Genomic DNA, 25,164 nt, shown 5'->3' with positions numbered 1-25,164 from the left:
TTGCCCGAAGCCTTCAAGGCGAAGCCATTGAATACTGAATCTCGCGCTGCCAAGCCCACCAGCACTGCTGCTGAAACGAGCTCTAACGAAAAAATTAGCAAACCCCCTTAGCCACCGATGGGGGTTGAGCAGTTCGGCTTATTAGTTTTATTGGAACAGCGTGCGATTATGTGAGTAGCGAAAGGACAGGCATTGAACAGGATCGTATATTTAGGAAATTCTGATTAAGAACACTGCTTAATACGCGTAGTTTTATAAGCCTCGGAATGACTTACAAATCATGTAGGCAATCGCTTACATACAGGCCAGTTTAATCTCTGCTTATAATATATAATTATTTTTTATATTTTATTAATTATTATCGGCGATGATGCCATAGATGGGCTGACTCACACCTGAAATTGCATATGCACTAACCATTTCATATCAGCGTCAGAAACATTAGATCCTGCTGCATAAAAATAATTACCGTGGATCATTTTTATGCTGCAAAGCACTGATTTAATGCAATATTAATCACCATCTTTTCCAGTCTTGTGCCATGAACAAGACAGAATTATGAAAAATATAAATCTATTACATACATCCTTCAGCAGTGGTTCAATTATTATGGGCATCAATACTGACAATCGTAGTCAAAATAATACACAACTCACCTCAGCGGAACTCAATAGTTCAAACAGCATTGTGTTTGAAGAAATCACAGCAGGTACCGAAACGTCTATCACTGAGGAGGCATCTGAACAGACGCTTCAGGAATCGGCAGATTTCAATAACGATGGTGTCATTGACGTAGACGACCTGCTGGCATTCCGCGAAATATTCGGTGCTAACGATATTTCTGAGGGCAGCACAGAAGATGATGCCGACTTTGATGGCAACGGTACGGTTGACGTCGATGACCTACTGATGTTCAGAGATCTCTTCGGTCAGACTGTGGATACGCCTGAAACAGAACCCGAGACACCTGAGCTGTTAGATGATCATGGTGATACTATTGGCAGCGCTACGGCCATTGAATTAGGTACTTCAATGGAAGGCACTATCGAAATTGTTTCCGACAGGGATTTCTTTGCAGTAGACCTGGAAGAAGGTCAGCGTTACCTGTTCCAGATGACACCAGAAGACGTAGAGACAGCTAGCCTCGACCTGTATAGCCCAAGTGGTTCCTTCCTTGAATATGATTCTGACCGAGACTTGGCACAATTCAGCTATATCGCCGAAAGCAGTGGTACTTATTATCTAGAGGCTGCTGACTTGGGTGACGATGGTACCGGAAGCTACTCAATCATGGTGGATACGGTAACGCTGGATGATGATCATGGCGATACCATTGCCAATGCTACGGCCATTGAAGTAGGTACTTCACTGGAAGGCACTATCGAAATTGTTTCCGACAGGGATTTCTTCGCGGTAGACCTGGAAGAAGGTCAGCGTTACCTGTTCCAGATGACACCAGAAGATGTAGAGACAGCTAGCCTCGACCTGTATAGCCCAAGTGGTTCCTTCCTTGAATATGATTCTGACCGAGATTTGGCACAATTCAGCTATATCGCCGAAAGCAGTGGTACTTATTATCTGGAGGCTGCTGACTTGGGTGACGATGGTACTGGAAGCTACTCAATCATGGTGGATACGGTAACGCTGGATGATGATCATGGCGATACCATTGCCAGTGCTACGGCCATTGAGGTAGGTACTTCACTGGAAGGCACTATCGAAATTGTTTCTGACAGGGATTTCTTCGCGGTAGACCTGGAAGAAGGTCAGCGTTACCTGTTCCAGATGACACCAGAAGATGTAGAGACAGCTAGCCTCGACCTGTATAGCCCAAGTGGTTCCTTCCTTGAATATGATTCTGACCGAGATTTGGCACAATTCAGCTATATCGCTGAAAGCAGTGGTACTTATTATCTGGAGGCTGCTGACTTGGGTGACGATGGTACCGGAAGCTACTCAATCATGGTGGATACGGTAACGCTGGATGATGATCATGGCGATACCATCGCCAGTGCTACGGCCATTGAAGTAGGTACTTCACTGGAAGGCACTATCGAAATTGTTTCTGACAGGGATTTCTTCGCGGTAGACCTGGAAGAAGGTCAGCGTTACCTGTTCCAGATGACACCAGAAGATGTAGAGACAGCTAGCCTCGACCTGTATAGCCCAAGTGGTTCCTTCCTTGAATATGATTCTGACCGAGATTTGGCACAATTCAGCTATATCGCTGAAAGCAGTGGTACTTATTATCTGGAGGCTGCTGACTTGGGTGACGATGGTACCGGAAGCTACTCAATCATGGTGGATACGGTAACGCTGGATGATGATCATGGCGATACCATCGCCAGTGCTACGGCCATTGAAGTAGGTACTTCACTGGAAGGCACTATCGAAATTGTTTCTGACAGGGATTTCTTCGCGGTAGACCTGGAAGAAGGTCAGCGTTACCTGTTCCAGATGACACCAGAAGATGTAGAGACAGCTAGCCTCGACCTGTATAGCCCAAGTGGTTCCTTCCTTGAATATGATTCTGACCGAGATTTGGCACAATTCAGCTATATCGCTGAAAGCAGTGGTACTTATTATCTGGAGGCTGCTGACTTGGGTGACGATGGTACCGGAAGCTACTCAATCATGGTGGATACAGTAACGCTGGATGATGATCATGGCGATACCATCGCCAGTGCTACGGCCATTGAAGTAGGTACTTCACTGGAAGGCACTATCGAAATTGTTTCTGACAGGGATTTCTTCGCGGTAGACCTGGAAGAAGGTCAGCGTTACCTGTTCCAGATGACACCAGAAGATGTAGAGACAGCTAGCCTCGACCTGTATAGCCCAAGTGGTTCCTTCCTTGAATATGATTCTGACCGAGATTTGGCACAATTCAGCTATATCGCTGAAAGCAGTGGTACCTATTATCTGGAAGCTGCTGACCTGGGTGACGATGGTACGGGGAGTTACACTGTTTCAGTCAGCGGAGTTACAGCAGGTGATGATGGATTAATTGCTTAAACTAGGCATAGGAGCCGGAACGCCTGTTGACCCAGCCACCCACTTTAGCTTGACGGTTTCTGCGCACCATCAATGTAAATCTTTGTCCTGAAGAAGGTGTTCATCTGCTGGGGATTCTGGTGCATCGTCACCGACCAAAACAGGTTTGCCATCCTGCCAAAGCACAGCATACTGCCCAAGGCGTCGTTTACGTTCTAACGTCTCGGCAACGGCGGTACGCAGGCTATCCAGCATCTGCTGAGTGTCCGGTTTCAATTGATTCATGACTGCGCCTCCTTGATCAGCACTTTTAAACCCAAAAGCCCCAAAAATGGGGCTTTTGACGTTTCATCACGGCAATTTGATTTTGTCGCGGTTAAAACGGAATTTCGTCATCAAAATCATCAAAGCTGCCGGGGTCGGGGGCGCCGAACTGGTTGTTTTGCTGATGATTCTGTTGGCCGCCCTGTTGCGGTGGCTGGGGGGCGGGCTGCTGTTGTGGCGCGCCGCCTTGCTGGGGTGGGCGCTGTGGCTGCTGCGGGGGCGGGCTATTGCCCTGGAACTGATTGTTACCCTGGAACTGGTTATTGCCCTGCGGTGGGTAGCCGCCACCCTGCTGGGGCTGGTTACCTTGGTAGGCACCGCCGCCCTGGGAATCGCCGCCGCGCGAGTCCAGCATCTGCATGTCGTTGGCGACAATTTCCGTGCTGTACTTGTCCTGACCGTTCTGGTCCTGCCATTTGCGCGTTTGCAGACGCCCTTCAATATAGACCTTGGAGCCTTTTTTCAGGTACTGCTGGGCAATTTCTGCGGTTTTGTTGAACAGCACAATGCGGTGCCATTCGGTGCGTTCCTGACGCTGGCCGGTCTGCTTGTCCATCCAGGTATCGCTGGTGGCCAGGTTGAGGTTGGCCACCGCTGTGCCGGAGGGAGTAAAACGTACTTCCGGGTCCTGACCGAGGTTGCCGATCAGGATGACTTTATTGATTCCGCGCGCCATAAGAGATGCTCCTTGATACCATTCATAATAATGTGTGGGCCGCTTGCTGTGCCGCTTTTATTGCCGTGGTGGTGACAGAAGCCGCGTGAGTGCGTCCTGATCCAGCTGCTGGCGATTGACCTTAAGGTAAACCAGGCGCTCTTCCGGCACTACCATCACATCTTCCACACCGGCCACGTCTGCCAGGCGTTCCATCAGAGTGTCGATTGCATCGCCGTGAGTCTCGCCCAGCGCCACGACTTCGCTGGAATGCGGCGGCGGCGCAGGCATGGACCACATTGCCACCCACCATAACAGTGCCAGTGCGGCGCTACCGAAAAATACCGCATTCAGCCCCCAGTGATGTGCCAGCCACCCGCCTAAGGTGCCGCCCAGAAAAGCGCCCAGAAACTGCCCTGTTGAGTACACTCCCATGGCCGTGCCTTTGGCACCCGCTGGCGCCAGTTTACTGAGCATGGAAGGCAAGGTAGCTTCAAGCAAGTTAAACCCGGTAAAAAACACCAGTAGCCAGACAAACAGCCCCTTGCCTTCGGCAATCGGTAAACCCAGCGCGGCCAGACTAAGGGCGATCGCCCCGACGGCCAGCAGGCAGATGAGCTTCATGCGCTGATATTTCTCGGCAATGATCACCAGTGGCACCATCAGCACAAAGGCTGCCCCCATGATCGCCAGATACGCCATGCCGTGGCGCTCTACCGCAATGCCGGCGTCGAGTAGACGAAAGGGCACCGCCACGAAAATCGCCATCAATACCAGATGCAGGGCAAAAATCGAGACATCCAGGCGCCATAGATCAGGCCGGGTGATGACATGGCGAAGTTGACGCCGGTCCATCCCTACATCGCGGTGCTTTAGCCGTCGCGGAGCAGTAGGCACCCAGCCCCATAGCACCAGCAGGCCAACCAGCGTCAGAAGGGCTGTGAACCAGAAAATACTGCCCAGGCCAGCCCGCGCGGCCAGCCAGGGGCCAAGCACCATCGCCAATGCAAACGAGAGACCGATGGATAAGCCGATGGTGGCCATGGCCGTGGTGCGCATCTGTTCGCGGGTCTGGTCCGCCAGAAGCGCCATAATAACCGCTGCCACCGCCCCGCTTCCCTGCAATGCCCGACCAGCAATGATGCCGCTGATCGAATCCGCCGTTGCCGCGACCATACTGCCAAGCCCGAACAGTATCAGGCCAATGGCAATCATGCGTTTGCGGCCGAACCGGTCTGACAGCCAACCAAACGGAATCTGCAGGCAGGCCTGTGTCAGCCCGTAAATGCCCAGGGCGACCCCGATCAGCAGAGGCGTGGCCCCGGCCAGTTCATCGGCGTATAGCGCCAGCACGGGCAATACCATGAAAAGCCCCAGCATACGCGATGCATATAGCCCGGCCAGGCCGCTGATCGCGCGGCGCTCAGACGCCAGCAAAAGTGCGAAAACGTGTCGCATAAGGTCCTTTGTTGACAGGGCCTGCTGTGGTCAGCGGCCCTGATTAATCGTCTTATCCAAAAAAGCAGCAGCGACAATGCGCAAGATAGCCCGCTATTCTAACCCGTTGCGGGCGGCGTTGGCATTATCCGTAGCACGATGACGGAATTTGTCTGCGCCTCCTTTTTGCTCAACAAGGTATAAGAAACGTATAATTCTCCTTTTGCCGCGCGCTACGAGGTGTTGATGGACAGCATTCTGGTCAGGGGTGCCCGCACCCACAACCTCAAAGAGATCGATGTTGAGCTTCCCCGCAATAAGCTGATCGTGATTACCGGGCTTTCCGGCTCCGGTAAGTCATCGCTGGCGTTTGATACCCTGTATGCCGAAGGTCAGCGGCGTTACGTGGAGTCATTGTCGACTTACGCCCGGCAGTTTCTGTCGATGATGGAGAAACCCGATGTGGATCACATTGAAGGGTTATCACCGGCGATTTCCATCGAGCAGAAGTCTACGTCCCATAATCCGCGTTCTACCGTGGGGACGATTACCGAAATCTACGATTACCTGCGCCTGCTGTTTGCCCGCGCCGGTACACCGCGCTGCCCGGAGCACGGCGAGGACCTGGAAGCGCAGACCATCTCGCAGATGGTCGATCAGGTCATGAACCTGGCCGAAGGCACCAAGCTTATGCTGCTGGCCCCGGTGGTGAAAGGGCGTAAGGGCGAGCACCTTCAGCTACTCGCCGAGCTACGCGCCCAGGGCTTTGTGCGCGTTCTGATTGATGGTCAGGTGCTGGAGCTTGATGATATTGCGCCGCTGGACAAGCGCAAGAAGCATGATATCAGCGTTGTGGTTGACCGTTTCAAGGTGCGCGACGATATCGCCCAGCGCCTGGCGGAGTCATTCGAAACCGCGCTCAACCTGGCCGACGGCACGGCCATGATTCATTTTATGGACGGTGACCACGACGATCTGGCCTTTTCCGCGCGCTTTGCCTGCCCGGTGTGCGGCTACTCGCTGGCTGAGCTGGAACCGCGAATGTTCTCGTTCAACAACCCGGCGGGCGCCTGCCCTACCTGTGATGGCCTGGGTGTGCAGCAGTATTTCGACCCCGAGAAGCTGATCAGCCACCCGGAGCTTTCGCTGGCGGAAGGCGTGATCAAAGGCTGGGATCGGCGCAGCGTGTACTACTTCAGCCAATTGCAGGCGCTGGCCAAACACTACCATTTTGAGCTGGAAACTCCCTGGCAGGAGCTGGCCCGCCACGAGCAGGAACTCATCCTCAACGGTAGCGGCAATGAGCCGGTGCCGTTCAGCTACGTCAGCGACCGAGGCCGCAAGGTCACCCGCGAACATCCGTTTGAAGGGGTGCTGCCCAACCTGCAGCGCCGCTACCGCGAAACCGAATCCAACATGGTCCGCGACGATCTGGTGAAATACATTGCCGTACAACCCTGTGCGACCTGTAACGGCTCGCGGCTGCGCAAGGAATCCCGCCATGTGTTCGTCGATGACCATACCATCGCGGATATCGTGCACTTTCCGATTGGCGATGCCTGGCGTTATTTTGCCGAGCTGGCCCTGCCCGGTCGCAAGGGCGAGATTGCCGATAAAATCGTCAGCGAGATTCATGCCCGGCTGGAATTTCTGGTTAACGTGGGGCTGGATTATCTCAACCTGGAGCGCAGCGCCGACACCCTTTCCGGCGGCGAAGCCCAGCGTATCCGCCTGGCCAGCCAGATCGGCGCGGGTCTGGTCGGGGTCATGTATATTCTCGATGAGCCATCCATCGGGCTTCACCAGCGCGACAATGACCGCCTGCTGAAAACCCTGGAGCGCCTGCGTGATCTGGGTAACACCGTGATTGTGGTGGAGCACGACGAAGAAGCCATTCGCGCCGCCGACCATGTGCTGGATATCGGCCCCGGCGCGGGCGTGCATGGCGGGCAGATTGTCGCCCAGGGCACGCCGCAGGATGTGATGGACAACCCGGACTCACTCACCGGCCAGTACCTTTGCGGCAGCCGTGAAATTGCCGTGCCGCCCTACCGGATTCCCGGCAACCCGGAAAAGCAGCTGGTATTAAGTGGCGCCACGGGCAACAACCTTCAGGATGTCACCCTGAATCTGCCGCTGGGCTGTTTCGTGTGCATCACCGGCGTTTCCGGCTCCGGCAAATCGACGCTGATCAACGGCACCCTGATGCCGATTGCGGCCCGCGAACTCAACCGTGCCACCACGCTGAAAGCGGCGCCGTACCGCAAGATCGACGGGCTCGACCAGCTCGATAAAGTCATTGATATCGACCAGAGTCCGATCGGCCGCACACCGCGCTCCAATCCGGCCACTTATACCGGCATTTTCACGCCCATCCGTGAGCTGTTTGCCGGCACTCAGGAAGCCCGCTCGCGGGGCTACAAGCCAGGGCGTTTTTCGTTCAACGTCAAGGGCGGGCGCTGCGAGGCGTGTCAGGGCGAAGGCATGATCAAGGTCGAAATGCACTTCCTGCCGGATATCTACGTGCCTTGCGATGTGTGCAAGGGCAAGCGCTACAACCGCGAAACTCTGGATATTCATTACAAGGGCAAAACCATCCATCAGGTGCTGGAAATGACCGTCGAGGACGCGCTGGAATTCTTCAGCCCGGTGCCTGCCATCGCCCGACGCCTGCAGACCCTGCTGGATGTGGGGCTTTCCTACATTCGCCTGGGACAGAGCGCCACCACCCTGTCCGGCGGCGAAGCCCAGCGGGTCAAGCTGGCCCGCGAGCTGGCCAAGCGCGATACCGGCAAGACGCTGTATATCCTCGATGAGCCCACTACGGGGCTACATTTCGAGGATATCCGCCAGCTGCTGACCGTGCTGCACCGCCTGCGCGATCACGGCAACAGCATTGTGGTCATCGAGCATAATCTGGATGTGATCAAGACGGCTGACTGGGTGATTGACCTTGGCCCGGAAGGCGGTTCTGGCGGCGGTAAAATCATCGCCGAAGGCACGCCTGAGCAGGTGGCCAGGATGGAAGTGTCCCACACGGGCCGCTTTCTGGCCCCGCTGCTGGCCTCTCAGCCACGCAAGGGGAAGGTCGGATAGGCCGCCAGTAACCCGTCCAGCTCGTTACATACGAAACGCGGCTCGATCCATTGGTCGAGATGATCGTGAACGTAATGCAGAAAGCGCTGTGCCGATTGCGGCAGGCGCTGGTCATTACGCACGATAAACTGCCAATGGCTCTCGATGGGCAGGCCCGGCACCGGTAAAACGGCCAGTTCCGGGTGCTCTCTGGGCAGAACATGTTCTGACAGCACGGCAATGCCCATGTTAGCCGCAACGCCGACGCGAATGGCCTCATTACTGGCCATCTGCAGCGTCTTGCGCATACTCACGCCCTGTTCCTGTAGCCAGCTATCGAGCAGCATCCGCGTGGCCGAACCGGGCTCCCTCAACAGTAAGCGCTCACTCAGCAACTGCTCCATGGTGATGGCTGAATGCTGTGCAAGCGGGTGGTCTGCTGCCGCAATCGCCACCAGGGGGTTGCGCATGAAGCGCCCCGCCACCGCATGGGCCAGCGCCGGTGGATGACTGAACACGTACAGGTCGTCTTCCTGGCGGTCAAAGCGTGCCAGCACCTGGCGGCGGTTGCCGATATGCACCGTCACATCAACTTCGGGGAACGCCTGACTGAAAGGCCCCAGCAGGCGCGGCAATACATACTGAGCGGTATTCACCAGGGCAATGCTGAAACGCCCTTTGCTGCCCTGCTGGAGGTCACTGAGCTGGTCGGAAAAATCCTCAAAACGCCCGAGTACATCGCGGCTGGCCTGATAAAGCGCCTGCCCGGTGGCGGTCATCGTCACGCGCTGGGCGTGCTGTTCCAGCAAGGGGCTACCCACCGCTTCCCTGAGCCGTTTCAACTGCTGTGATACCGTCGGTTGGGTAAGATGAAGCTGGCGGGCGGCTTCGCTGATGGAGCCACTGCGCACCACGGTCACATAAACCTGTAGCAACCGAAAAGTCAGGTGACGAATATTCATGGCAGTCGGGTCCCAGGAGAGATAAGCGGCATACGTGTGTCGATGCACTGACAAACGACTATACTCATGATGCACTTTGCCATGTCATAACAACAAGGAATACTGCCCATGATTGCCCGTTTCATACCCTCGTATCCACTCAAGGCACTCACCGCCAGTGTGTTTATCAGCGGCCTGCTGATTTCCCCCCAGGCATTTACCCAGGAGGCGATTCTGGAAGGTGAACGTTTTCACCCTCAGGAAAGCCAGCACGGCATGGTCGCCACCAGCCATTTTCTTGCCTCTGAGGTGGCCCGCGACGTACTCGCCCAGGGCGGCAACGCCGTGGATGCTGCTGTCGTGGCGGGGTTTGCCCTGGCCGTTACCCAGCCGCGCTCCGGCAATATTGGCGGTGGTGGTTTCATGCTGGTCTCGGATGAAAACAGCGGCAAGGTGATCGCCATCGACTATCGCGAGATGGCACCGGCGGCAGCCTTTGAAACCATGTTCCAGGATGAAAACGGCGATGCGGTCACCGAGCGCTCACGTTTCACCCATCTGGCAGCAGGCGTACCCGGCACCGTGGCGGGTCTGGCCATGGCACTCGAAGAGTACGGCACCATGAGCCTTGCTGACGCGCTGGCCCCTGCCATTCGTCTGGCAGAAGATGGCTTTGCCGTTCCGCTGCGCTTTGTTCAGGGGCTGCAGGATAGCAGAGAACGTTTCGAGCCCTGGGAAGCGAGCATGGCCAAGTTCTTCAAGGAAGACGGCAGTGCCTACGCCGTTGGCGATATTTTCAAGCAACCGGATCTGGCCGCCACCCTCAAGCGTATTGCCGAACAGGGCGCCAGGGAATTCTATGAAGGCGAAACGGCAGAGCTGATTGTGGCTGAGATGGAGAATCACGACGGCTTGATCACCCTGGAAGATATGGCCAACTACATGCCTGTCATCCGTGAACCCAGCCACGGCACGTATCGCGGTTATGATATTTATGCCATGAGCCCACCGTCCTCCGGCGGGGCGCATATCGTGCAGATGCTTAATATTCTGGAAGAGTATCCTATCGGTGAGATGGGCTTCGGCTCTGCAGAAAGCATGCACCTGATGGCTGAGGCCATGAAGCGCGCCTATGCGGATCGCTCGGAGTTCCTCGGCGATACTGACTTTGTGGACGTGCCATTAAGCGGCATCACCTCGAAAGAATACGCGGCTGAACTGCGCAGCCAGATTGGCGACCAGGCCACACCCAGCGCTGACATTGCACCGGGTAATCCAACCGATTACGAGTCCAACGAAACCACCCACTTCTCCATCGTCGATGGCAATGGCCTGGCGGTGTCAAACACTTACACCATTAACTTCAGCTATGGGTCTGGCATTGTGGTCGATGGCGCAGGCTTCCTGCTCAACAATGAAATGGACGATTTCTCTGCCAAGCCTGGGGTTCCTAACGCCTATGGCTTGATTGGCGGTGAAGCCAATAAAGTAGAGCCTGGCAAACGTATGCTCTCATCAATGACGCCGACAATCGTCAAACACAATGGCGAAAACTTCCTGATCACCGGAAGCCCAGGGGGCTCACGCATCATTACCACCACGCTGCAGGTGTTAATGAACGTGATTGACCACGATATGAACATTCAGTCCGCCGTTAGCGCGCCGCGCATGCACCATCAATGGCTGCCCGATGAAATTCGCGTTGAAGCCGGCTTCAGCCCGGACACCCTCAGCCTGCTTGAGCAACGCGGCCACACCATCAGCCAGCAGCCCGCCATGGGGGCCGCGCAATCCATCATGATTCGGGATGGCATCTTCTATGGAGGCGCCGACCCACGTCGCTCCACCTCGTCGGCAATTGGTCTTTAGGGTCTAACCTGACCACGCTTTTTTCCTTTCCCTTCACGACTCCGCCCTGGCTTGCCGGGGCGGAATGCGTTTTGCACACCATCGCCAAGATCATATATATAGATAATATTCTATGGCTATCTTGCAATATATGATTAGTTATCTTGCGTCGCTGCTCGCAGAATGCAGGCTCTTTTTTTGGCCATATGCATAAGACTTATGGCGGAATAACCAAGGAGCTGCGGCAATGCCGGATATTGTGGTGATGTTTTTCCTGTTGGGGCTGGTGGCGGGTGCCGTAAAATCCGACCTTGAAGTCCCCAAGGCCACGTACGATACGTTAAGCCTGTTGTTGATGCTGACCATTGGCTTAAAGGGTGGCATGGCATTGTATGGCAATATCCACTGGGGCCTGGTACCCGAACTGGCCGGGGTGGCCTTGTTATCGGCCTTGATACCACTGATGCTGATGCCGGTGTTGCGCCGCTGGGTTCGCCTGTCGCCGGCGGATAGCGCCAGTATTGCCGCTCACTACGGCTCGGTCAGTGCCGGTACCTTTGCCGTCGCGCTGGCCTATGTCGAAGCGCGCCAGCTTCCCGTGGGTAGCGAGGTGACGCTTTACCTGGTGGCTATGGAGCTGCCTGCCATCATGATTGCGATTGCCCTGTTCCGGCGTCATCAGGGGGCCGCCGTTAAGGAAAGCGCCAGCAAACTCTGGCATGAGACCCTGACCAACCGTGGCGTGATTCTGCTGACCGGCGGTGTGATCATCGGCGCAATGTATGGGCCGCTTCAAGGGGAAGAGGTGACTGCGCTATTTACCGGTGCCTTTAAAGGCGTGCTGGCGCTGTTCCTGCTGGAAATGGGCTTGACCGCCGCACAGACGCTGCGCCCGATGCCCTGGCACCACTGGCGTCTGGTTACCTTTGCCCTCGTTACTCCGCTATTGCTGTCACTGCTGGGCATTCTGGTCGGGGCACTGGTGGGGTTGCCGATCGGTTCGGTTGTGATTCTGGCGGCGCTCGCTGCCAGTGCGTCCTATATTGCGGCACCAGCGGCCATGCGAGCGGCGATTCCTCAAGCCAATATTGGCCTCGCCATGCTTGCTTCACTGGGCATCACCTTCCCGCTCAACGTGATGCTGGGCATCCCGCTTTATCACCAGCTGATCAAGCACCTGCTTGGCTGAGACGTCTTGCAAATGCCACCTACTGCTGTGTCAGCCAATATAACCGCCGGGGTTCTGTTGGCTGATACGCTGTTGACTGATACACAGCGCGTTTCAACATAACGTATTAAACCGTTAGCGCCAGCACGAGAAACAGGGCTGCGTTTTGGCAAGTCAGGGTGTTATAACCCGCTTATAATTGTTATGTTATAACGTATTTAACGAGGTGGATATGAACATAGCCCTGAATGATATTGCAGCAACACAGGCCGTGCACAATGGCCAACTACACTGGGTCGGTATGGAAGGGATCGCCCTGCCTCTCAAAGTGGCTAATCAGGTCATCGCTGGCAGTGCCTCAGCCGGTGTCAGCCTGGATGACCCCGATGCACGCGGCATCCATATGTCGCGGCTTTATCTCGCCCTGGCCGAGCTGGAAAATCAGGAACTCTCGCTGAGTTTGATCAAAAGCGTTTTGGAGACGTTTCTATCAAGTCATCAATTACTGTCGAACAATGCCTATCTCGACCTAGATGGCCGCGCTCTGCTTCGCCGCCCTGCGCTTATCAGCCCATTGTCAGGTTGGAAAGACTACCCTTTCGTCCTGCGCTGTCATCTTGATGAACAGGGATTAAGCGTAACGCTCAACGTAACGATCGGATATTCATCGACATGCCCATGTTCAGCCGCGCTGTCACGTCAGCTGATTCAACAGGCGTTCGAAGAAGACTTCACCGAAATGCCGGTGACCCGCGAAGCGGTTAGCGCATGGCTGGGGAGTGATCAGGGTATTCTGGCAACTCCGCACAGTCAGCGCAGTCAGGCGCATATCTCGGTGCGGCTTAACCCTGACAACGCCGAAATCCCCCTGCTCTCACTTGTCGATAGCGTAGAACGTACGCTCGGAACCGCCTTACAGACAGCGGTAAAGCGGGTTGACGAGCAAGCCTTTGCCCTGGCCAACGGCCAGAATCTGATGTTTTGTGAAGATGCCGCTCGACGCCTGCATCACATGCTGCGCTCTCAGACCGATTTTACCGGCTTTGCGTTGCGGGTGGTGCACGCAGAAAGCCTGCATGCCCATGATGCCGTGGCACAGTCAGCGTGGAACTGGCAGGAAGAAAAGGCGACGCCGTAAAACGGATACGACGTCTGTTAAGCGCTTGAAAAATGGGCACTTGAAAAATAGGCACTTTAAAGAAACTTACCCCTTGGCAAGCCAAGGGGTGGAGAGACACGTGAAAACGTCGCGGGGTCACACGGTCACTGACTTACTCGCACGTACTTACTCACACTGACTTACCCACACTTGGACCAGCCACAACCGGCGTAACAGGTGGGGCAGCCGTCCATCATGATGAGTTCGCCACGGCATTCCGGGCAGTGGCCGACGGTCGCGGGGCCACTGCTTTCAGGCTTTTTTGCACTTTTCTCCGGCTCGGCAGCACCGCCAATCGGCTCAACGGCGCCTGTTTCTACGCTGCTTTCCGGCTCATCTACCGGCGGCTGCCAGGCATGGCCGTGCTGCATACGGTGCTGGTAACGCGCTACCAGATTTTCCACCGCGACCTGGTTACCGTCCTGGTCGAGGAAGCCACGACGGTAGAGGATCTGCTGGATCGACCAGGCAATCGCCGACACTTCAGAATCGTGGAACATCGGCTTGCCCCAACGGTTCCAGCCGCAGCGCACCAGCCCTTTATCCCAGGCCACCTTGCGCAGATCAGCCACCGCCTGGGTCACGTAACCGCCGCGTGCCGCCAATGACAGGCTACGCATGGTCGCGGTGATCCACTGGTGCTCGCTGGAGAGCTGCCCGGAAGGGAAGAAAAATTCCACCGGGCGTTCAATCACCACGCGCTTGCCGCCGACCACGCCTTCTACCGGCATGAAAGAGACCAGCAGGTAGACTTTCTTGCGACCTTCAGCGCCTACGTAAGAGATCTTTTCGGACACAGCTTCCAGGGTGCCTTCCGGGCGCGATGGAATACGCACCGTCAGCGGATCTTCTTCCTGCAGGGTCGGCGCCTGCGGGGCAGGCTCGTTCTGCTTGATGCGATAACCGACTATCTTCGAGGTAATTTCAACCGCCATTATATTCTCCACTAAGCCAAGAGTGTGATGATGCGTTGCAATGGACAAACACCGCGACCTTGGCCGCGGCTTTCATCATCACCATTTGCCGTAAGTGCCCTCTTTCAACCCATCAAACAGGTTGGCTGCGTTGTGCTCTTCGCCATCGTAAACGACTTTTTCATCACCGGTCAGCTCAACCGTTTCTCCGTTTTCCAGCTCGAACACATAGGTGGTGCTTTTCAGGTCATCTTCACGCACCAGTACGCCCTGGAACGCTTCCGGGTTAAAGCGGAAGGTGGTGCAGCCTTTCAGGCGGCTTTCATAAGCCTGCAGGTAGAGATCCTGAAACTGCTCAAACGGAAAGTCAGTGGGCACATTGACGGTTTTTGAAATGGCGGAATCGACCCACTGCTGGGCAGCGGCCTGCACGGCAACGTGCTGCTCCGGCGAAACCGCATCAGCGGTAATAAAATAATCCGGCAGATCGCTGTCGACCGCATCGGCAGCGATAAAGTGACGGTAGGCGGCCAGTTCAAAGGAGACCACTTCCACCTGTTCCTTGGTTTTTTTGCCGGACTGGATAATGTTGCGGAAATAGCGGTGCGAAAACGACGGCTCAATCCCGTTGGAGGCATTATTGCCCATTGACAGCGAAATGGTGCCGGTGGGCGCAATCGAGCTGTGGTGGGTAAAGCGTGCGCCATGCTCCGCCAGGGCAGTGACCAGCTCCGGCTCCAACTCGGCAACCTTGGCCATGTACTGGCTGTAGCGGGCATGCAGAATGCGACCCGGCACCTTGTCACCGATTTCATAGCCGTCTTTTTTCAGCTGCGGGCGCTCACGCATCATTTTCGCGGTGATGGTGTGCTCTTCTTCCAGTACCGGTGCCATGCCTTTTTCTTTTGACAGTTCCAGCGCCTGCTTCCAGCCTTCCAGCGCCAGATGACGGCTGACTTCTTCAGTAAAGACCAGGGATTCACGCGAACCGTAAGGCACCTTGAGCATGGTCAGGGTAGACCCCAGCCCCAAAAAGCCCATGCCGTGGCGACGCTTTTTCTCGATTTCACGCTGCTGCTGGGGTAACGGCAGGCCCGCGATTTCTACCACGTTATCCAGCATCCGGGTGAAGATCGCTACCACCTTGCGATAACGCTCCCAGTCAAAGCGCGGCTTTTTGCCGAAGGGGTCGATGACGAACCGGGTCAGGTTGACCGAGCCCAGCAGGCAGGCACCTTCCGGCGGCAGCGGCTGTTCACCACAGGGGTTGGTCGCGCGGATATCTTCACAGAACCAGTTATTGTTCATGCGATTGACCTGGTCAATCAGGATGAAGCCTGGCTCGGCGTAATCGTAAGTGGAAGACATGATGGTGTCCCACAGTTCGCGGGCCTTGATCACTTCGACGATCCGGCAAGCCACACGGCCTTCATTATCAACCGTATAGCCGTCTTCGACGACCGGCCAGTCACGGTAGATCAGGTCTTCCGGCTTGACGTCGTCTTTCTCACCCGGATGCAGCGGGAAGGCGAGCGGCCAGTCAGTGTCGTTTTTGACCGCTTCCATGAACTCGTCGGTAATCAGCAGGCTGAGGTTGAACTGGCGCAGCCGACCGGCTTCACGCTTGGCCTGAATGAATTCGCGAACGTCCGGGTGACCGACATCAAAGGTGCCCATCTGGGCGCCGCGACGGCCGCCCGCCGAGGCCACGGTGAAGCACATCTTGTCGTAGATATCCATAAACGCCAGCGGGCCGTTGGTGCCCGCACCCGCGCCGAAGACAAAGGCCCCTTTATGGCGCAGCGTCGAGAAGTCGTAGCCAATACCCGCGCCGGATTTCAGGGTCATGCCGGCATCCACCACGGAGTCGAGAATATCGCGCATGGAGTCACGGATCGTGCGGGATACCGTGCAGTTGATCAGGCTGACCGCTGGCTTGTATTCCTCGGCACCGGCGTTGGAAAGAATCCGCCCTGCCGGAATGGCACCGTTTTCCAGGGCCCACTGAAAGCGCGGCAACCACTCGTTTGCCTTCTCGCCTTCCACTGCCGCCAGCGCGCGCGCAACACGTTCGTAAGTGGCGCTGACATCCTGATCGACAGGATTAGAATGACGATCCTTTAGCCGATATTTGGCGTCCCAGATTTCCTGCGAGGGTTCCTGCAGCGGGACATCATTGGATGTTTTTACGGCGTTGGCAGCAGTACTCATGTGGCAAAACTCCTTCTCGACGGGGATAGTCACGACCCAAAACGAAGGGCATTATACGACGTGAAAGAATGAAGTATAGTCTTGACAGACACCATATAGGCCAACTTTTTTGTTAAAAAATACTAGATATAGAAAAATCAGCACCTTACCCTTTTTCCCGGTGGTATGCCGTTGTAGGCTTGCGTTTTGCTTTTATTTTGCTTTCGTTTTTTATATTGGGGAAAACCATGCCATGGGTGTCAGCACGCTTTACACAGGGTTACGTCTTGCCGTCTTCAGTCTCGCCGGGCTGCCCGCACTGGCACTCGCGACGCCTTATAACGTGAGCGATGCCCGCCAGCATCAGCATTGGCAGTCGATGACCCTGTCACTTGGGGAGGAGCGCCATTTTCGCGCCGTGGAAACCCATAGCTATTCCGATGCAACGTTCAGCGTCAATGCCACGCACGATGTGTGTGATCTTCCCTGGCTGGAGATGCGCGTGACACTCGACACGCTTCAGGGTAACGATGCCACGCTGAATATGGTGCCCACCCTGGTACGCGTCGATGAACGCCCGATTCATCAGGGCGTCGCGGAATTTATCACCCAGCGCGGCGATGATGGCTTTTATGCCCATTTCTATCTCAATGCGCTGGATACCCTGCTCAAGGAGATGGGCAGCGGGGAGCAGTTGTTTGTTGCCTTTGAGCAGGGGGAACGTGAGCCCTGGCACATGACCTTCAGTCTGCAGGGTGCCGCTACTGCCCTCGCCCACCTAAAGGCAAGCTGTGCCGGCGACACGCTACCATCGCCGCCGGTGACACCTTCCCTTTACAACGAGATTGCATTAATCGGCGCCGGGCGAGAGAACCAGTAGCCCTGATACGCCAGGCACCCTTCAGAAAACAGCCAGTCGCGATGCGCCTGGGTTTCTACGCCTTCGGCGATCACGTCCAGTTCCAGGCTATGGGCCAGCGCAATGACAGTGCGCACAATCGCTGCATCCGCAGGGTCGTCCAGGACATCGCGCACAAATGACTGATCAATTTTGAGCTGATCCAGCGGCAGGCGTTTCAGATAGGCTAACGATGAATAGCCGGTACCAAAGTCATCCAGTGAAAAGCGTACCCCCATCTCACGCAGCTTTTCCATGCGGGCGCTGATAGCGCCCAGGTCTTCCATCAGCAGGCTTTCGGTCACTTCCAGTTTGAGTTGCTGGGGATTGGCACCGGTTCGCGCCAGTACCTCTTCCACCTGTGCCACAAAGTACGGTTGACGGAATTGGTTGGGGCTGACGTTGACGGCAATGATCAACCCCTTGGTCGCTTCACCACCGGCCCATTCAGCCAGCTGCTGGCAGGCCGTTTCCAACACCCACCCACCAATGGAGCCAATCAAATGGTTTTCTTCCGCCAGGGGAATGAAAACACCCGGCGACACCACACCGCGCATGGGGTGATGCCAGCGAACAAGGGCTTCCACACCCACCACGCTTCCTTCGGCATTCACCTGTGTCTGGTAGAAAAGTGCCAGTTCCTGGCGCTCAATGGCGTAACGTAAATCTCCCTCCAGCTGAGCACGGTCTACCACCGCTGCCTGCATCGACGGGTCGAAGAAGCGCAGCGCGTTGCGCCCTGCCGCCTTTGCCTGATACATGGCAAGGTCCGCTTGCTGAAGGATGGCACTGACACCAACACCATCACCTTGAAAGAGCGTAATGCCAATACTGCCGCTGATCTGTAGGGTATGTCCTTCTACGTCTATAGGCTCCAGCAGGGAACTAAGCAACTTCGAGGCAATAGCCTCCGCGCCGTCGATGGCAGCCGCTTCGCTATCACCCAGATTATGCAGCATGATCACGAACTCGTCGCCCCCCAGGCGCGCCACGGTATCGTTATCACGGACCACCGCGACCAGCCGGTCAGCAACACCACGTAACAGGCTGTCGCCCAGGTAATGCCCCAGGCTATCGTTGATCGTCTTGAAGTTGTCCAGATCAATAAACATCAAGGCGCTGTAAAGACCATCCCGCCGGGTATTCTTGAGCGCTGCTTCCAGACGGTCAATCAGCAGGCGACGGTTTGGCAGTAATGTCAGCGAGTCATAAAAGGCCAGCTGATGAATTTCCTGCTCAGCCGCTTTGCGCTGGGTAATATCACTTAGCGTGGCCACATAGTGAGTGACTTCCTGTTGATCGTTATGCACCACGCTAATGGTCAGCCACTGTGGGTAAATCTCGCCATTTTTGCGGCGATTCCACACTTCGCCCTGCCAGCGGCCATGTTCGTTCAGGTCATGCCACATGGCGCGATAAAAGGCGCCATCATGACGCCCGGAACTGAGCAGTGCCGGCGTTTTGCCGATGACATCTTCTTCACGATAGCCAGTAATATCGGTAAAGGTGCGATTAACCTGCACAATGCGATTATTCGCATCGGCAATAAACATCCCCAGGTGGGTTTCAAAGGCCATCGCCGCAATCTTGAGCTGCGCGGCTTCAAGCTCGGTGGCCTGCTGCGCTTTTGCACGCGCCGCCACTTCAATGGCCAGCTGGTTGCGGTGTTCACGTAGCGCCTGCTCGGCCACGTAGAGCTGCCGGTAATGGCGCAGGGCCAACGCCCCCAACCCCACCAGTAACAGGCTACCCACCAGTATCCCCCAAAAACGCCGCCACCAGTCATGCAGGTAAACCGTGACATCTTCCCCGGCAATAACAACCCAGGGCGCAATACTCAGCTTATAGGCGGTAAACAGGCGTTTTTCATCGTCCAGCGGTGATGTATTCAACCAGGTGTCGCGTTGCATCCGGGCATTCAGAAACGCATTGAGTTGCGGTGTATTAACCTTTTCATCAATCAGTGAAGACGCTTTACGCTGTTGATCACTGCGCTGCACCATGACGCGTGAGGTAGTATCCAGTAGCGCAATACTATCGCCATGGCGCAGTGGTAATTGATTGATCAGATTAACGAGATAGCGGGGTGCCAGCCAGGCTACACTCACCGCCTGTAACTGCCCTCGGCTATTTTCAATCCGCTGGGCGTGCAAAAGGTAAGGCTTACGGCTGGCATCCTTGGCATGAAAAACAGCCGAAACCGCACTGGATTGACCGTTATCAGCGGTCAACTCCACTAGCAGCGTCCAGTCTTCTGCCGACAGGGTCGGCGTATGAGACCCAGCGATGGTGCTACCGTTGGGTGCCAGCACGGCGACTTCGTCCCAGACGGGAAGGCTGTTGCGACGACGCTCCAGCAAATCAACAAGGTCCAGCTGCGATAGCTGCCCCATCAATGTCAGTTGATACAGTTCGCTGACGCCACGCAGCGAATGTAGTGAGGTTTCCAGCGCACTTTCCAGCCAGTGAGCGACCATTTCAGCACTGGATTCCGTGCGCGCCTGCGCCAGCTGTTGCTGGTTCAGGTAGTAATGGCGCATCTCCCAGGCCAACAGCGCCATCAGACCAAGCATCAAGGCACCCGCGCCCCAGGTGGCACGGCGCGGCGACATCCAGCGCCCAAGCAGTCTGCGCAGCATTACGTCCTCTCTCCTGGTGCCATTTCAACGCGGTTTCGACCCGCATGTTTGGCGCGGTACATCGCCTGGTCTGCACGGGCAATCAGGGTTTTGCAGCTATCCTCCGGCTGCCAGACAGCCACGCCAACGCTGACCGTCAGCGGGCTATCCAGGCCGCTTACATTCAGGCTGGCCACCAGCGTTCGCAAACGCTCGGCAAGCCCCATCAGGGAACTCAGTTCGGCGTGCCTCGCCAGCACAATAAATTCTTCACCCCCCCAGCGCCCCAGATGATCACAGCCGCGCAGTGAATCTTCCACCTGCTTTGCCAGCGCCACCAGCACCTCGTCGCCCAAGCCATGGCCGTAGGTGTCGTTAATTGCCTTGAAATGATCAACATCAAACAGCAGCACACCAAACTGTGCGCCATAACGCTGAGCCGCCACCAGTTCGGCTTCAATGGCTTGCTCAATACGGTAACGGTTCCAGACCTGAGTCAACGGATCAAAATGCGCCAGCTGTTCAAGGCGTTGATTAGCACTGGCCAGAGCTCGGCGTTCGTGTTCGAGATGCACATTGAGCTGGCTGATTTCATAGGCGGCAATGGCCAGGGTAATATCTTCTCCCAGGTCTGCAATGGCCAGGCGTTCAACCCGCTGCCAGGCTTCACTACGACCCATCACCTCTTCCTTCCAGGCTGGGGTGGGCAACGGTTTGATCAACGATAGGGGGGAAGAGCCGGTCAATTGCATGGCCCAGTAGCGGGTTTCCACCTGCTCTGGACGAAACAGCAGTAACCAACCACGCTGTTGCGGGCTGAATGGCAGCGGCATGGCCAGGGCACCACAGCAATCTTTCATCGCCAGGGAACGGGTCAGGGGATTTTTTGACACCTGCCGGGTACACCAGGGGCCGGTGTGTTGGTGGGTCTGGTTCAACAGTGCTACCCATTGGTTAACCGCAGCGGCATCCGGCGTGTTGCCTGCCCGATAGAGCTTGCCATTCACCCACAGGGCAACGCCATCGGCGCGGAAAAGTTCCATCCAGGTGGTAGCGTGCGCATCGAATATCTGCTTCGCGCTGCGCGGCTCCTTGCGTGCAAGGTTGGCCAGCATCAGGCCATCCTGAACGCGCTGAAGATACTGCGCTTCCTGGCGCGCACGCAACAGCAGCAGGCGCTGGGTAGCCATCTGCACCAGCGCCCGAACCGCATCGCGAACCGAAGGCGGCGTTGGATGGGCGGTCGCGGAATGACAGATCACCATGCCCCACAGACTCATATCGCCGAGCATGGAAAGAGTAAGAGCCCCCCGCACCCCCATACACTGTAAGTAACGCGTCCGGGAAGCACTGGGGGCACGCACCAGGCTGGTATCCAGCGAGCAGGGTTGTGTTGTATTGCTTGTCAGCGCGTCAAGGGGCGCCAAAAAGGTCATGTCGACGGCGGGCGTTTGCACGTCGTGTATATAACGAACCGGATTACGTTCATAAGCCCGCCGCAAGGTGACCGGGAAATCACTGGCCGGAAAGCGCCGACCCAGCAAGGGAGGCAATGCACCCCCATCGGCTTCCGCCAGGATAAACCCGTGCCAATCACTATCGAAGTGACAGACCACCACCCGGTCGTATCCCGTCAGCTGCTGTATTGCCGATACCAGATAATCGAGTAATGCCTGCTGATGGGTCGTCTCCGCAAGATGCATCAACCATTCGTTCACAGCCCCCAGTAAGCGCTGTTTGCCGGATGGATTCAGCGGCTCTATTTCAATCAGCACACCGTTGGCGCTGCGTGTCGCATGAAGCTGATAACGCACCTGTCGCCCCTCGACATAACGGACAAACGTCAGTGGGGCAGGTAGGCGTTGACTGTCTTGCAAGGTACGGCGCACGCGCTGACTGAGCCGCTCGCCGAGTAAAAAAGCCAGCGAAGGCGTGGTCGGGGTAAACGGCGACAGGCCAAACAGGCTGGCCAGATTATCGCTAACGGCATATACCTGACGGCATTCGCTATCCACCACCAACAGGGCACCGAATGACTGTATCTGCCATGACGGTTTAGCGGCGTGAGTATTGTTCATAGCATAGGGTTCATGGCGTATTTTTCACGGACGTTACCTTGATAAGGGATGCCCCTTAAAGTAATTGGCGCAGGATCAACTCTACTCGTCGGTTAGCCGCTCGTCCCTGCGGCGTTGCATTATTTTTCATCGGCTGAGTATCCGCGTAACCGACGGCGCGCATACGGTCAATCGCCAGCCCTTCGCTCTCCAGGTGGCGCACCACAGCAATCGCTCGGGCCGCTGACAGCTCCCAGTTAGACGGAAAGCGTGGCGTGGCAATCGGGAGATTATCCGTATGCCCTTCCACTGACACCTGGCCATCAAAGGATTCCAACACCTCCACCAGACTTTCAATCACCCCACGACCCTGGGTGGTCAGATCCGCCTCACCGCTGGAAAACAGCAGACTGTCATCAATACGCAGGGTCACCCCTTCGCGCCCTTGTTCCACATTAACGCCAGGAATGCTCAAACCAGAAAACCGTGGCTGTAACCCGTCATGGCGGGGCTGAATCCCCGTTGCCAGGCTGGCCAGCGGATGCGCCAGCACCGCGCTGGGCGACTGCATGAACGCACTTTCACTGGCTTGCCCGCTTCCCGGTGGCGTCAATGCCAGAAGCAGGACAAACAGGGTGATCAGCAGCGTTAACACGTCGAGATAGCTGGTCAACCAGCCTTCATCATCACCGCCACCCTCAAACACCGTAGGTTCCAGTGTGCGCCGGGTATCATGATCCAGCATGCCCACTACTCCTTACGTAATTTGACGTTAGAGTCGCGGATTTCATCGTGATAATTGGCAACAAAGGAATTCAACGTTTCCTCAATAAAGGACGGCAGACGACGCTTGGTAATCAGCGAAATCCCTTCCAGCACCATGTTCATGGTAATCAAACGCTCTTCCGTGCGGCGTTCCAACTTGACCGCAATCGGTTTGAAGATCAGATTGGCCAGCAAAATGCCGTAAAAGGTCGTCAACAGTGCCACGGCCATACGCGGGCCGATCACTTCCAGATCACCGGCGTCCATCACTTCCAGCATATTCACCAGCCCCACCAGAGTACCGATCATACCAAAGGCGGGCGCATAGGTTGCCATGGTGCGAAAGATCTGGGCTTCGGCATGCTCACGGGCCTTCAGGCGCGCAATACGCCAGCGCAGCATATCGAAAATTTCATCCTGCTTGGTGTTGGCAATCACTAATTGAATGCCCGAACGCAGAAACGGATTACGGGTGTACTTCAATGCCTCCTCAACCGCGCGCACATCACCTTTGAACCATAGCCGCGACATATCCACCAGTTCCTTGATGTCGTCGCGCACATAGGTATTTTCGCGCCGGAACACGACACCCACCAGGCGCACCACACGCAGGACTTCGCGTAGCGGATAACTGATAAAGGTCGCAGCCAGGGTACCGGTGACGACAATGGCCAGCCCCGGCAGATTCAGAAAGCTTTGCGGCGATTCCGCCGTGAAGAACAGAACACTGACCAGCAGTGCGATGCTGGCGAACATACCGATTAGCGTTGAGGGGTTCATCAACGACTCCTTGCCGGTCTTATGGGTCTAAAAATACGCGCCGAATGCGCCCGAAGTGATCAGACGCTTAGTCAGGCCGAATCATGGAGTTTTGCTCTCAGGCGGCTGACGGCCTGGCTGTGAAGCTGGGAAACACGCGACTCTGTCACGCCGAGCACAGCACCGATTTCCTTGAGGTTGAGCTCTTCCTGGTAGTAAAGCGCCATCAGCAGTTTTTCACGCTCCGGTAAGCCGCTGATGCCCGCCACCAGCCGTTCACGCTGCTGGCTATCCAGCAACTGCTCGAATGGACGACTCTGGTGGCTTGGGCCTTCCGGCTCGCCGTTTTCTTCCACCAGAGATTCATACGGCAGCAGCTGGCCGCTGTTGGTATCCTGCAACACCTGTTGATATTCACTGAGCGACATATCCAGCTCGCTGGCAATCTCACCCTCATCCGGTGCCCGGCCGAGTTGCTGCTCCAACCGCCTTACCACTTCATCAATCGCGCGAGCAGAGCGCCGCACGCTGCGCGGTAACCAGTCACGGGTGCGCAACTCATCCATCATCGCGCCACGAATACGCTGGCTGGCGAAGGTGGCAAAAGTCGCCCCCTGACTGGCATCAAAACGGCTAAGCGCTTCCAGAAGGCCAACGGTTCCGGCCTGAATCAAATCATCCAGCTCAATACTTGCCGGCAAGCGCACCTGTAGCGAGAGCGCCTGACGCCGCACCAGTGGCATGTACTGCGTTAACTGGTCCTGCTGTTCAAACCTGCCCTGTGCTGTGTACATCTTTTCGCCTCGCGGCTGGACGTGTGTCACTGATAATTAACGATGACCTGCATACCTTGTACGCGCACTGGCCGCTGCCCGTGTGACAGCGTAAAACGAAAGTGCACCGGCGCTGACGCGCTGAGGCCTTCAAATGCCTCGGTGCTGCCCCGCTGCGTTGGCACGGCAAGGCAGCCTGCCGAGTGGCAAAGCCAGGCACTGACCGGCTGACCAGGCGGATGCTCCCAGCGCCACTGCACGCGGCTTATTGTGCGCCCTTGCACGGGCGCACCCGGTGGCGGCGTCACGCGCTGCGTCTCGCTGTAACGCTCACTCATCGCCACCAGCATGCCCGGCACATTGGCTACCCAACTGCCAGTGGCAGCCATGACACTGGCGGGGAGCCATAACAGAACCAGCAGGCAGATAATCCGCTGTGGTTTCATCAAGTGACGCGACAACATAGCGCCGCGTCGTTTCGTATCTGATACAAAAGCCTCTCCCGTTTACCCCCCCCTTCCAGAAGGGCATCTGTGTTTCTGAAGTGGATCACTCAAATTTGTTACAAACTATTTAATAATCAGCTTAA

18 protein-coding genes are annotated in these 25,164 nt (G+C 56.2%); 6 read left to right on the top strand and 12 right to left on the bottom strand.

Going from position 1 to position 25,164, the window contains the following annotated elements; all coding sequences use genetic code 11:
• Nucleotides 1-558 precede the first annotated feature (558 nt).
• Nucleotides 559-3,015 (top strand): hypothetical protein, encoded by a 2,457-nt coding sequence (locus ACU6TU_RS00550; protein ID WP_447142662.1) that lies wholly within the window; start codon nucleotides 559-561, stop codon nucleotides 3,013-3,015.
• Between the two features lie 69 nt (nucleotides 3,016-3,084).
• On the opposite strand, the gene ACU6TU_RS00545 is transcribed toward ACU6TU_RS00550, so the two are convergent.
• From ACU6TU_RS00545 to ACU6TU_RS00535, 3 genes are all read right to left on the bottom strand, one after another.
• Nucleotides 3,085-3,279, bottom strand: coding sequence for a hypothetical protein (locus ACU6TU_RS00545; RefSeq protein ID WP_447142661.1), 195 nt, complete (start codon nucleotides 3,277-3,279; stop codon nucleotides 3,085-3,087).
• 91 nt (nucleotides 3,280-3,370) lie between these two features.
• The gene (gene ssb / locus ACU6TU_RS00540) at nucleotides 3,371-3,994 is read right to left on the bottom strand and encodes a single-stranded DNA-binding protein (protein ID WP_447142660.1); all 624 of its coding nucleotides are present in this window, start codon (nucleotides 3,992-3,994) and stop codon (nucleotides 3,371-3,373) included.
• Between the two features lie 57 nt (nucleotides 3,995-4,051).
• Nucleotides 4,052-5,431, bottom strand: a complete 1,380-nt coding sequence (locus ACU6TU_RS00535; protein ID WP_447142659.1) for an MFS transporter — start codon at nucleotides 5,429-5,431, stop codon at nucleotides 4,052-4,054.
• 225 nt (nucleotides 5,432-5,656) lie between these two features.
• Here ACU6TU_RS00535 and uvrA point away from each other — a divergent pair, with 225 nt between their 5' ends.
• The gene (gene uvrA / locus ACU6TU_RS00530) at nucleotides 5,657-8,506 is read left to right on the top strand and encodes an excinuclease ABC subunit UvrA (protein WP_447142658.1); all 2,850 of its coding nucleotides are present in this window, start codon (nucleotides 5,657-5,659) and stop codon (nucleotides 8,504-8,506) included.
• On the opposite strand, the gene ACU6TU_RS00525 is transcribed toward uvrA, so the two are convergent.
• Nucleotides 8,479-9,447 (bottom strand): LysR family transcriptional regulator, encoded by a 969-nt coding sequence (locus ACU6TU_RS00525; protein ID WP_447142657.1) that lies wholly within the window; start codon nucleotides 9,445-9,447, stop codon nucleotides 8,479-8,481. The two genes, uvrA and ACU6TU_RS00525, sit on opposite strands and share 28 nt — an antisense overlap.
• A 108-nt stretch (nucleotides 9,448-9,555) precedes the next feature.
• On the opposite strand from ACU6TU_RS00525, the gene ggt reads away from it, so the two are divergent.
• The 3 genes from ggt to folE2 all read left to right on the top strand — a co-directional run bounded on the left by ggt (nucleotide 9,556) and on the right by folE2 (nucleotide 13,580).
• Nucleotides 9,556-11,295, top strand: a complete 1,740-nt coding sequence (ggt, locus tag ACU6TU_RS00520) for a gamma-glutamyltransferase (protein ID WP_447142656.1) — start codon at nucleotides 9,556-9,558, stop codon at nucleotides 11,293-11,295.
• Between the two features lie 226 nt (nucleotides 11,296-11,521).
• The gene (locus ACU6TU_RS00515) at nucleotides 11,522-12,463 is read left to right on the top strand and encodes a sodium-dependent bicarbonate transport family permease (protein ID WP_447142655.1); all 942 of its coding nucleotides are present in this window, start codon (nucleotides 11,522-11,524) and stop codon (nucleotides 12,461-12,463) included.
• Nucleotides 12,464-12,674: 211 nt separating this feature from the next.
• Nucleotides 12,675-13,580, top strand: a complete 906-nt coding sequence (gene folE2, locus ACU6TU_RS00510; RefSeq protein WP_447142654.1) for a GTP cyclohydrolase FolE2 — start codon at nucleotides 12,675-12,677, stop codon at nucleotides 13,578-13,580.
• Nucleotides 13,581-13,741: 161 nt separating this feature from the next.
• Here folE2 and ACU6TU_RS00505 read toward each other — a convergent pair whose 3' ends face one another.
• Together ACU6TU_RS00505 and ACU6TU_RS00500 are read right to left on the bottom strand one after the other, a co-directional pair.
• Nucleotides 13,742-14,536 (bottom strand): ribonucleoside-diphosphate reductase, encoded by a 795-nt coding sequence (locus ACU6TU_RS00505; protein ID WP_447142653.1) that lies wholly within the window; start codon nucleotides 14,534-14,536, stop codon nucleotides 13,742-13,744.
• A gap of 78 nt (nucleotides 14,537-14,614) precedes the next feature.
• Nucleotides 14,615-16,726, bottom strand: coding sequence for an adenosylcobalamin-dependent ribonucleoside-diphosphate reductase (locus tag ACU6TU_RS00500; protein ID WP_447142652.1), 2,112 nt, complete (start codon nucleotides 16,724-16,726; stop codon nucleotides 14,615-14,617).
• 232 nt (nucleotides 16,727-16,958) lie between these two features.
• On the opposite strand from ACU6TU_RS00500, the gene ACU6TU_RS00495 reads away from it, so the two are divergent.
• On the top strand, nucleotides 16,959-17,585 hold the full coding sequence (locus ACU6TU_RS00495) for a hypothetical protein (RefSeq protein WP_447142651.1): 627 nt from the start codon (nucleotides 16,959-16,961) through the stop codon (nucleotides 17,583-17,585).
• Here ACU6TU_RS00495 and ACU6TU_RS00490 read toward each other — a convergent pair.
• From ACU6TU_RS00490 to ACU6TU_RS00465, 6 genes are all read right to left on the bottom strand, one after another.
• Nucleotides 17,540-20,242 carry an EAL domain-containing protein gene (locus ACU6TU_RS00490; protein WP_447142650.1) on the bottom strand — a complete coding sequence of 901 codons (2,703 nt, stop codon included), beginning with the start codon at nucleotides 20,240-20,242 and terminating at the stop codon, nucleotides 17,540-17,542. The genes ACU6TU_RS00495 and ACU6TU_RS00490 overlap by 46 nt on opposite strands.
• The gene (locus ACU6TU_RS00485; protein WP_447142649.1) at nucleotides 20,242-22,299 is read right to left on the bottom strand and encodes a diguanylate cyclase; all 2,058 of its coding nucleotides are present in this window, start codon (nucleotides 22,297-22,299) and stop codon (nucleotides 20,242-20,244) included. The genes ACU6TU_RS00490 and ACU6TU_RS00485 overlap by 1 nt, the downstream gene beginning before the upstream one ends.
• Before the next feature lie 55 nt (nucleotides 22,300-22,354).
• Nucleotides 22,355-23,023, bottom strand: a complete 669-nt coding sequence (locus ACU6TU_RS00480; protein WP_447142648.1) for an OmpA/MotB family protein — start codon at nucleotides 23,021-23,023, stop codon at nucleotides 22,355-22,357.
• Between the two features lie 5 nt (nucleotides 23,024-23,028).
• Nucleotides 23,029-23,823: a motility protein A gene (locus ACU6TU_RS00475; RefSeq protein ID WP_447142647.1), complete on the bottom strand. Its 795-nt coding sequence runs from the start codon at nucleotides 23,821-23,823 to the stop codon at nucleotides 23,029-23,031.
• 71 nt (nucleotides 23,824-23,894) lie between these two features.
• Nucleotides 23,895-24,596, bottom strand: coding sequence for an RNA polymerase sigma factor FliA (locus ACU6TU_RS00470; RefSeq protein ID WP_447142646.1), 702 nt, complete (start codon nucleotides 24,594-24,596; stop codon nucleotides 23,895-23,897).
• A 26-nt stretch (nucleotides 24,597-24,622) separates the two neighbouring features.
• Complete coding sequence (locus ACU6TU_RS00465; RefSeq protein WP_447142645.1) at nucleotides 24,623-25,039, bottom strand: flagellar protein FlhE; 417 nt, start codon at nucleotides 25,037-25,039, stop codon at nucleotides 24,623-24,625.
• Nucleotides 25,040-25,164: the final 125 nt, after the last annotated feature.

The sequence above is a fragment of the Halomonas sp. LS-001 genome (genome assembly GCF_052983955.1).
Note: the sequence above shows the minus strand (reverse complement) of the source record. Positions and strands in the feature narration are given on the sequence as shown.

Excerpts from the sequence above, each read along its gene's own strand:
- ACU6TU_RS00550 (WP_447142662.1), top strand. The coding sequence starts at position 559 with ATGAAAAATATAAATCTATTACATACATCCTTCAGCAGTGGTTCAATT.
- ACU6TU_RS00545 (WP_447142661.1), bottom strand. The coding sequence starts at position 3,279 with ATGAATCAATTGAAACCGGACACTCAGCAGATGCTGGATAGCCTGCGT.
- ssb (WP_447142660.1), bottom strand. The coding sequence starts at position 3,994 with ATGGCGCGCGGAATCAATAAAGTCATCCTGATCGGCAACCTCGGTCAG.
- ACU6TU_RS00535 (WP_447142659.1), bottom strand. The coding sequence starts at position 5,431 with ATGCGACACGTTTTCGCACTTTTGCTGGCGTCTGAGCGCCGCGCGATC.
- uvrA (WP_447142658.1), top strand. The coding sequence starts at position 5,657 with ATGGACAGCATTCTGGTCAGGGGTGCCCGCACCCACAACCTCAAAGAG.
- ACU6TU_RS00525 (WP_447142657.1), bottom strand. The coding sequence starts at position 9,447 with ATGAATATTCGTCACCTGACTTTTCGGTTGCTACAGGTTTATGTGACC.
- ggt (WP_447142656.1), top strand. The coding sequence starts at position 9,556 with ATGATTGCCCGTTTCATACCCTCGTATCCACTCAAGGCACTCACCGCC.
- ACU6TU_RS00515 (WP_447142655.1), top strand. The coding sequence starts at position 11,522 with ATGCCGGATATTGTGGTGATGTTTTTCCTGTTGGGGCTGGTGGCGGGT.
- folE2 (WP_447142654.1), top strand. The coding sequence starts at position 12,675 with ATGAACATAGCCCTGAATGATATTGCAGCAACACAGGCCGTGCACAAT.
- ACU6TU_RS00505 (WP_447142653.1), bottom strand. The coding sequence starts at position 14,536 with ATGGCGGTTGAAATTACCTCGAAGATAGTCGGTTATCGCATCAAGCAG.
- ACU6TU_RS00500 (WP_447142652.1), bottom strand. The coding sequence starts at position 16,726 with ATGAGTACTGCTGCCAACGCCGTAAAAACATCCAATGATGTCCCGCTG.
- ACU6TU_RS00495 (WP_447142651.1), top strand. The coding sequence starts at position 16,959 with ATGGGTGTCAGCACGCTTTACACAGGGTTACGTCTTGCCGTCTTCAGT.
- ACU6TU_RS00490 (WP_447142650.1), bottom strand. The coding sequence starts at position 20,242 with ATGCTGCGCAGACTGCTTGGGCGCTGGATGTCGCCGCGCCGTGCCACC.
- ACU6TU_RS00485 (WP_447142649.1), bottom strand. The coding sequence starts at position 22,299 with ATGAACAATACTCACGCCGCTAAACCGTCATGGCAGATACAGTCATTC.
- ACU6TU_RS00480 (WP_447142648.1), bottom strand. The coding sequence starts at position 23,023 with ATGCTGGATCATGATACCCGGCGCACACTGGAACCTACGGTGTTTGAG.
- ACU6TU_RS00475 (WP_447142647.1), bottom strand. The coding sequence starts at position 23,823 with ATGAACCCCTCAACGCTAATCGGTATGTTCGCCAGCATCGCACTGCTG.
- ACU6TU_RS00470 (WP_447142646.1), bottom strand. The coding sequence starts at position 24,596 with ATGTACACAGCACAGGGCAGGTTTGAACAGCAGGACCAGTTAACGCAG.
- ACU6TU_RS00465 (WP_447142645.1), bottom strand. The coding sequence starts at position 25,039 with ATGTTGTCGCGTCACTTGATGAAACCACAGCGGATTATCTGCCTGCTG.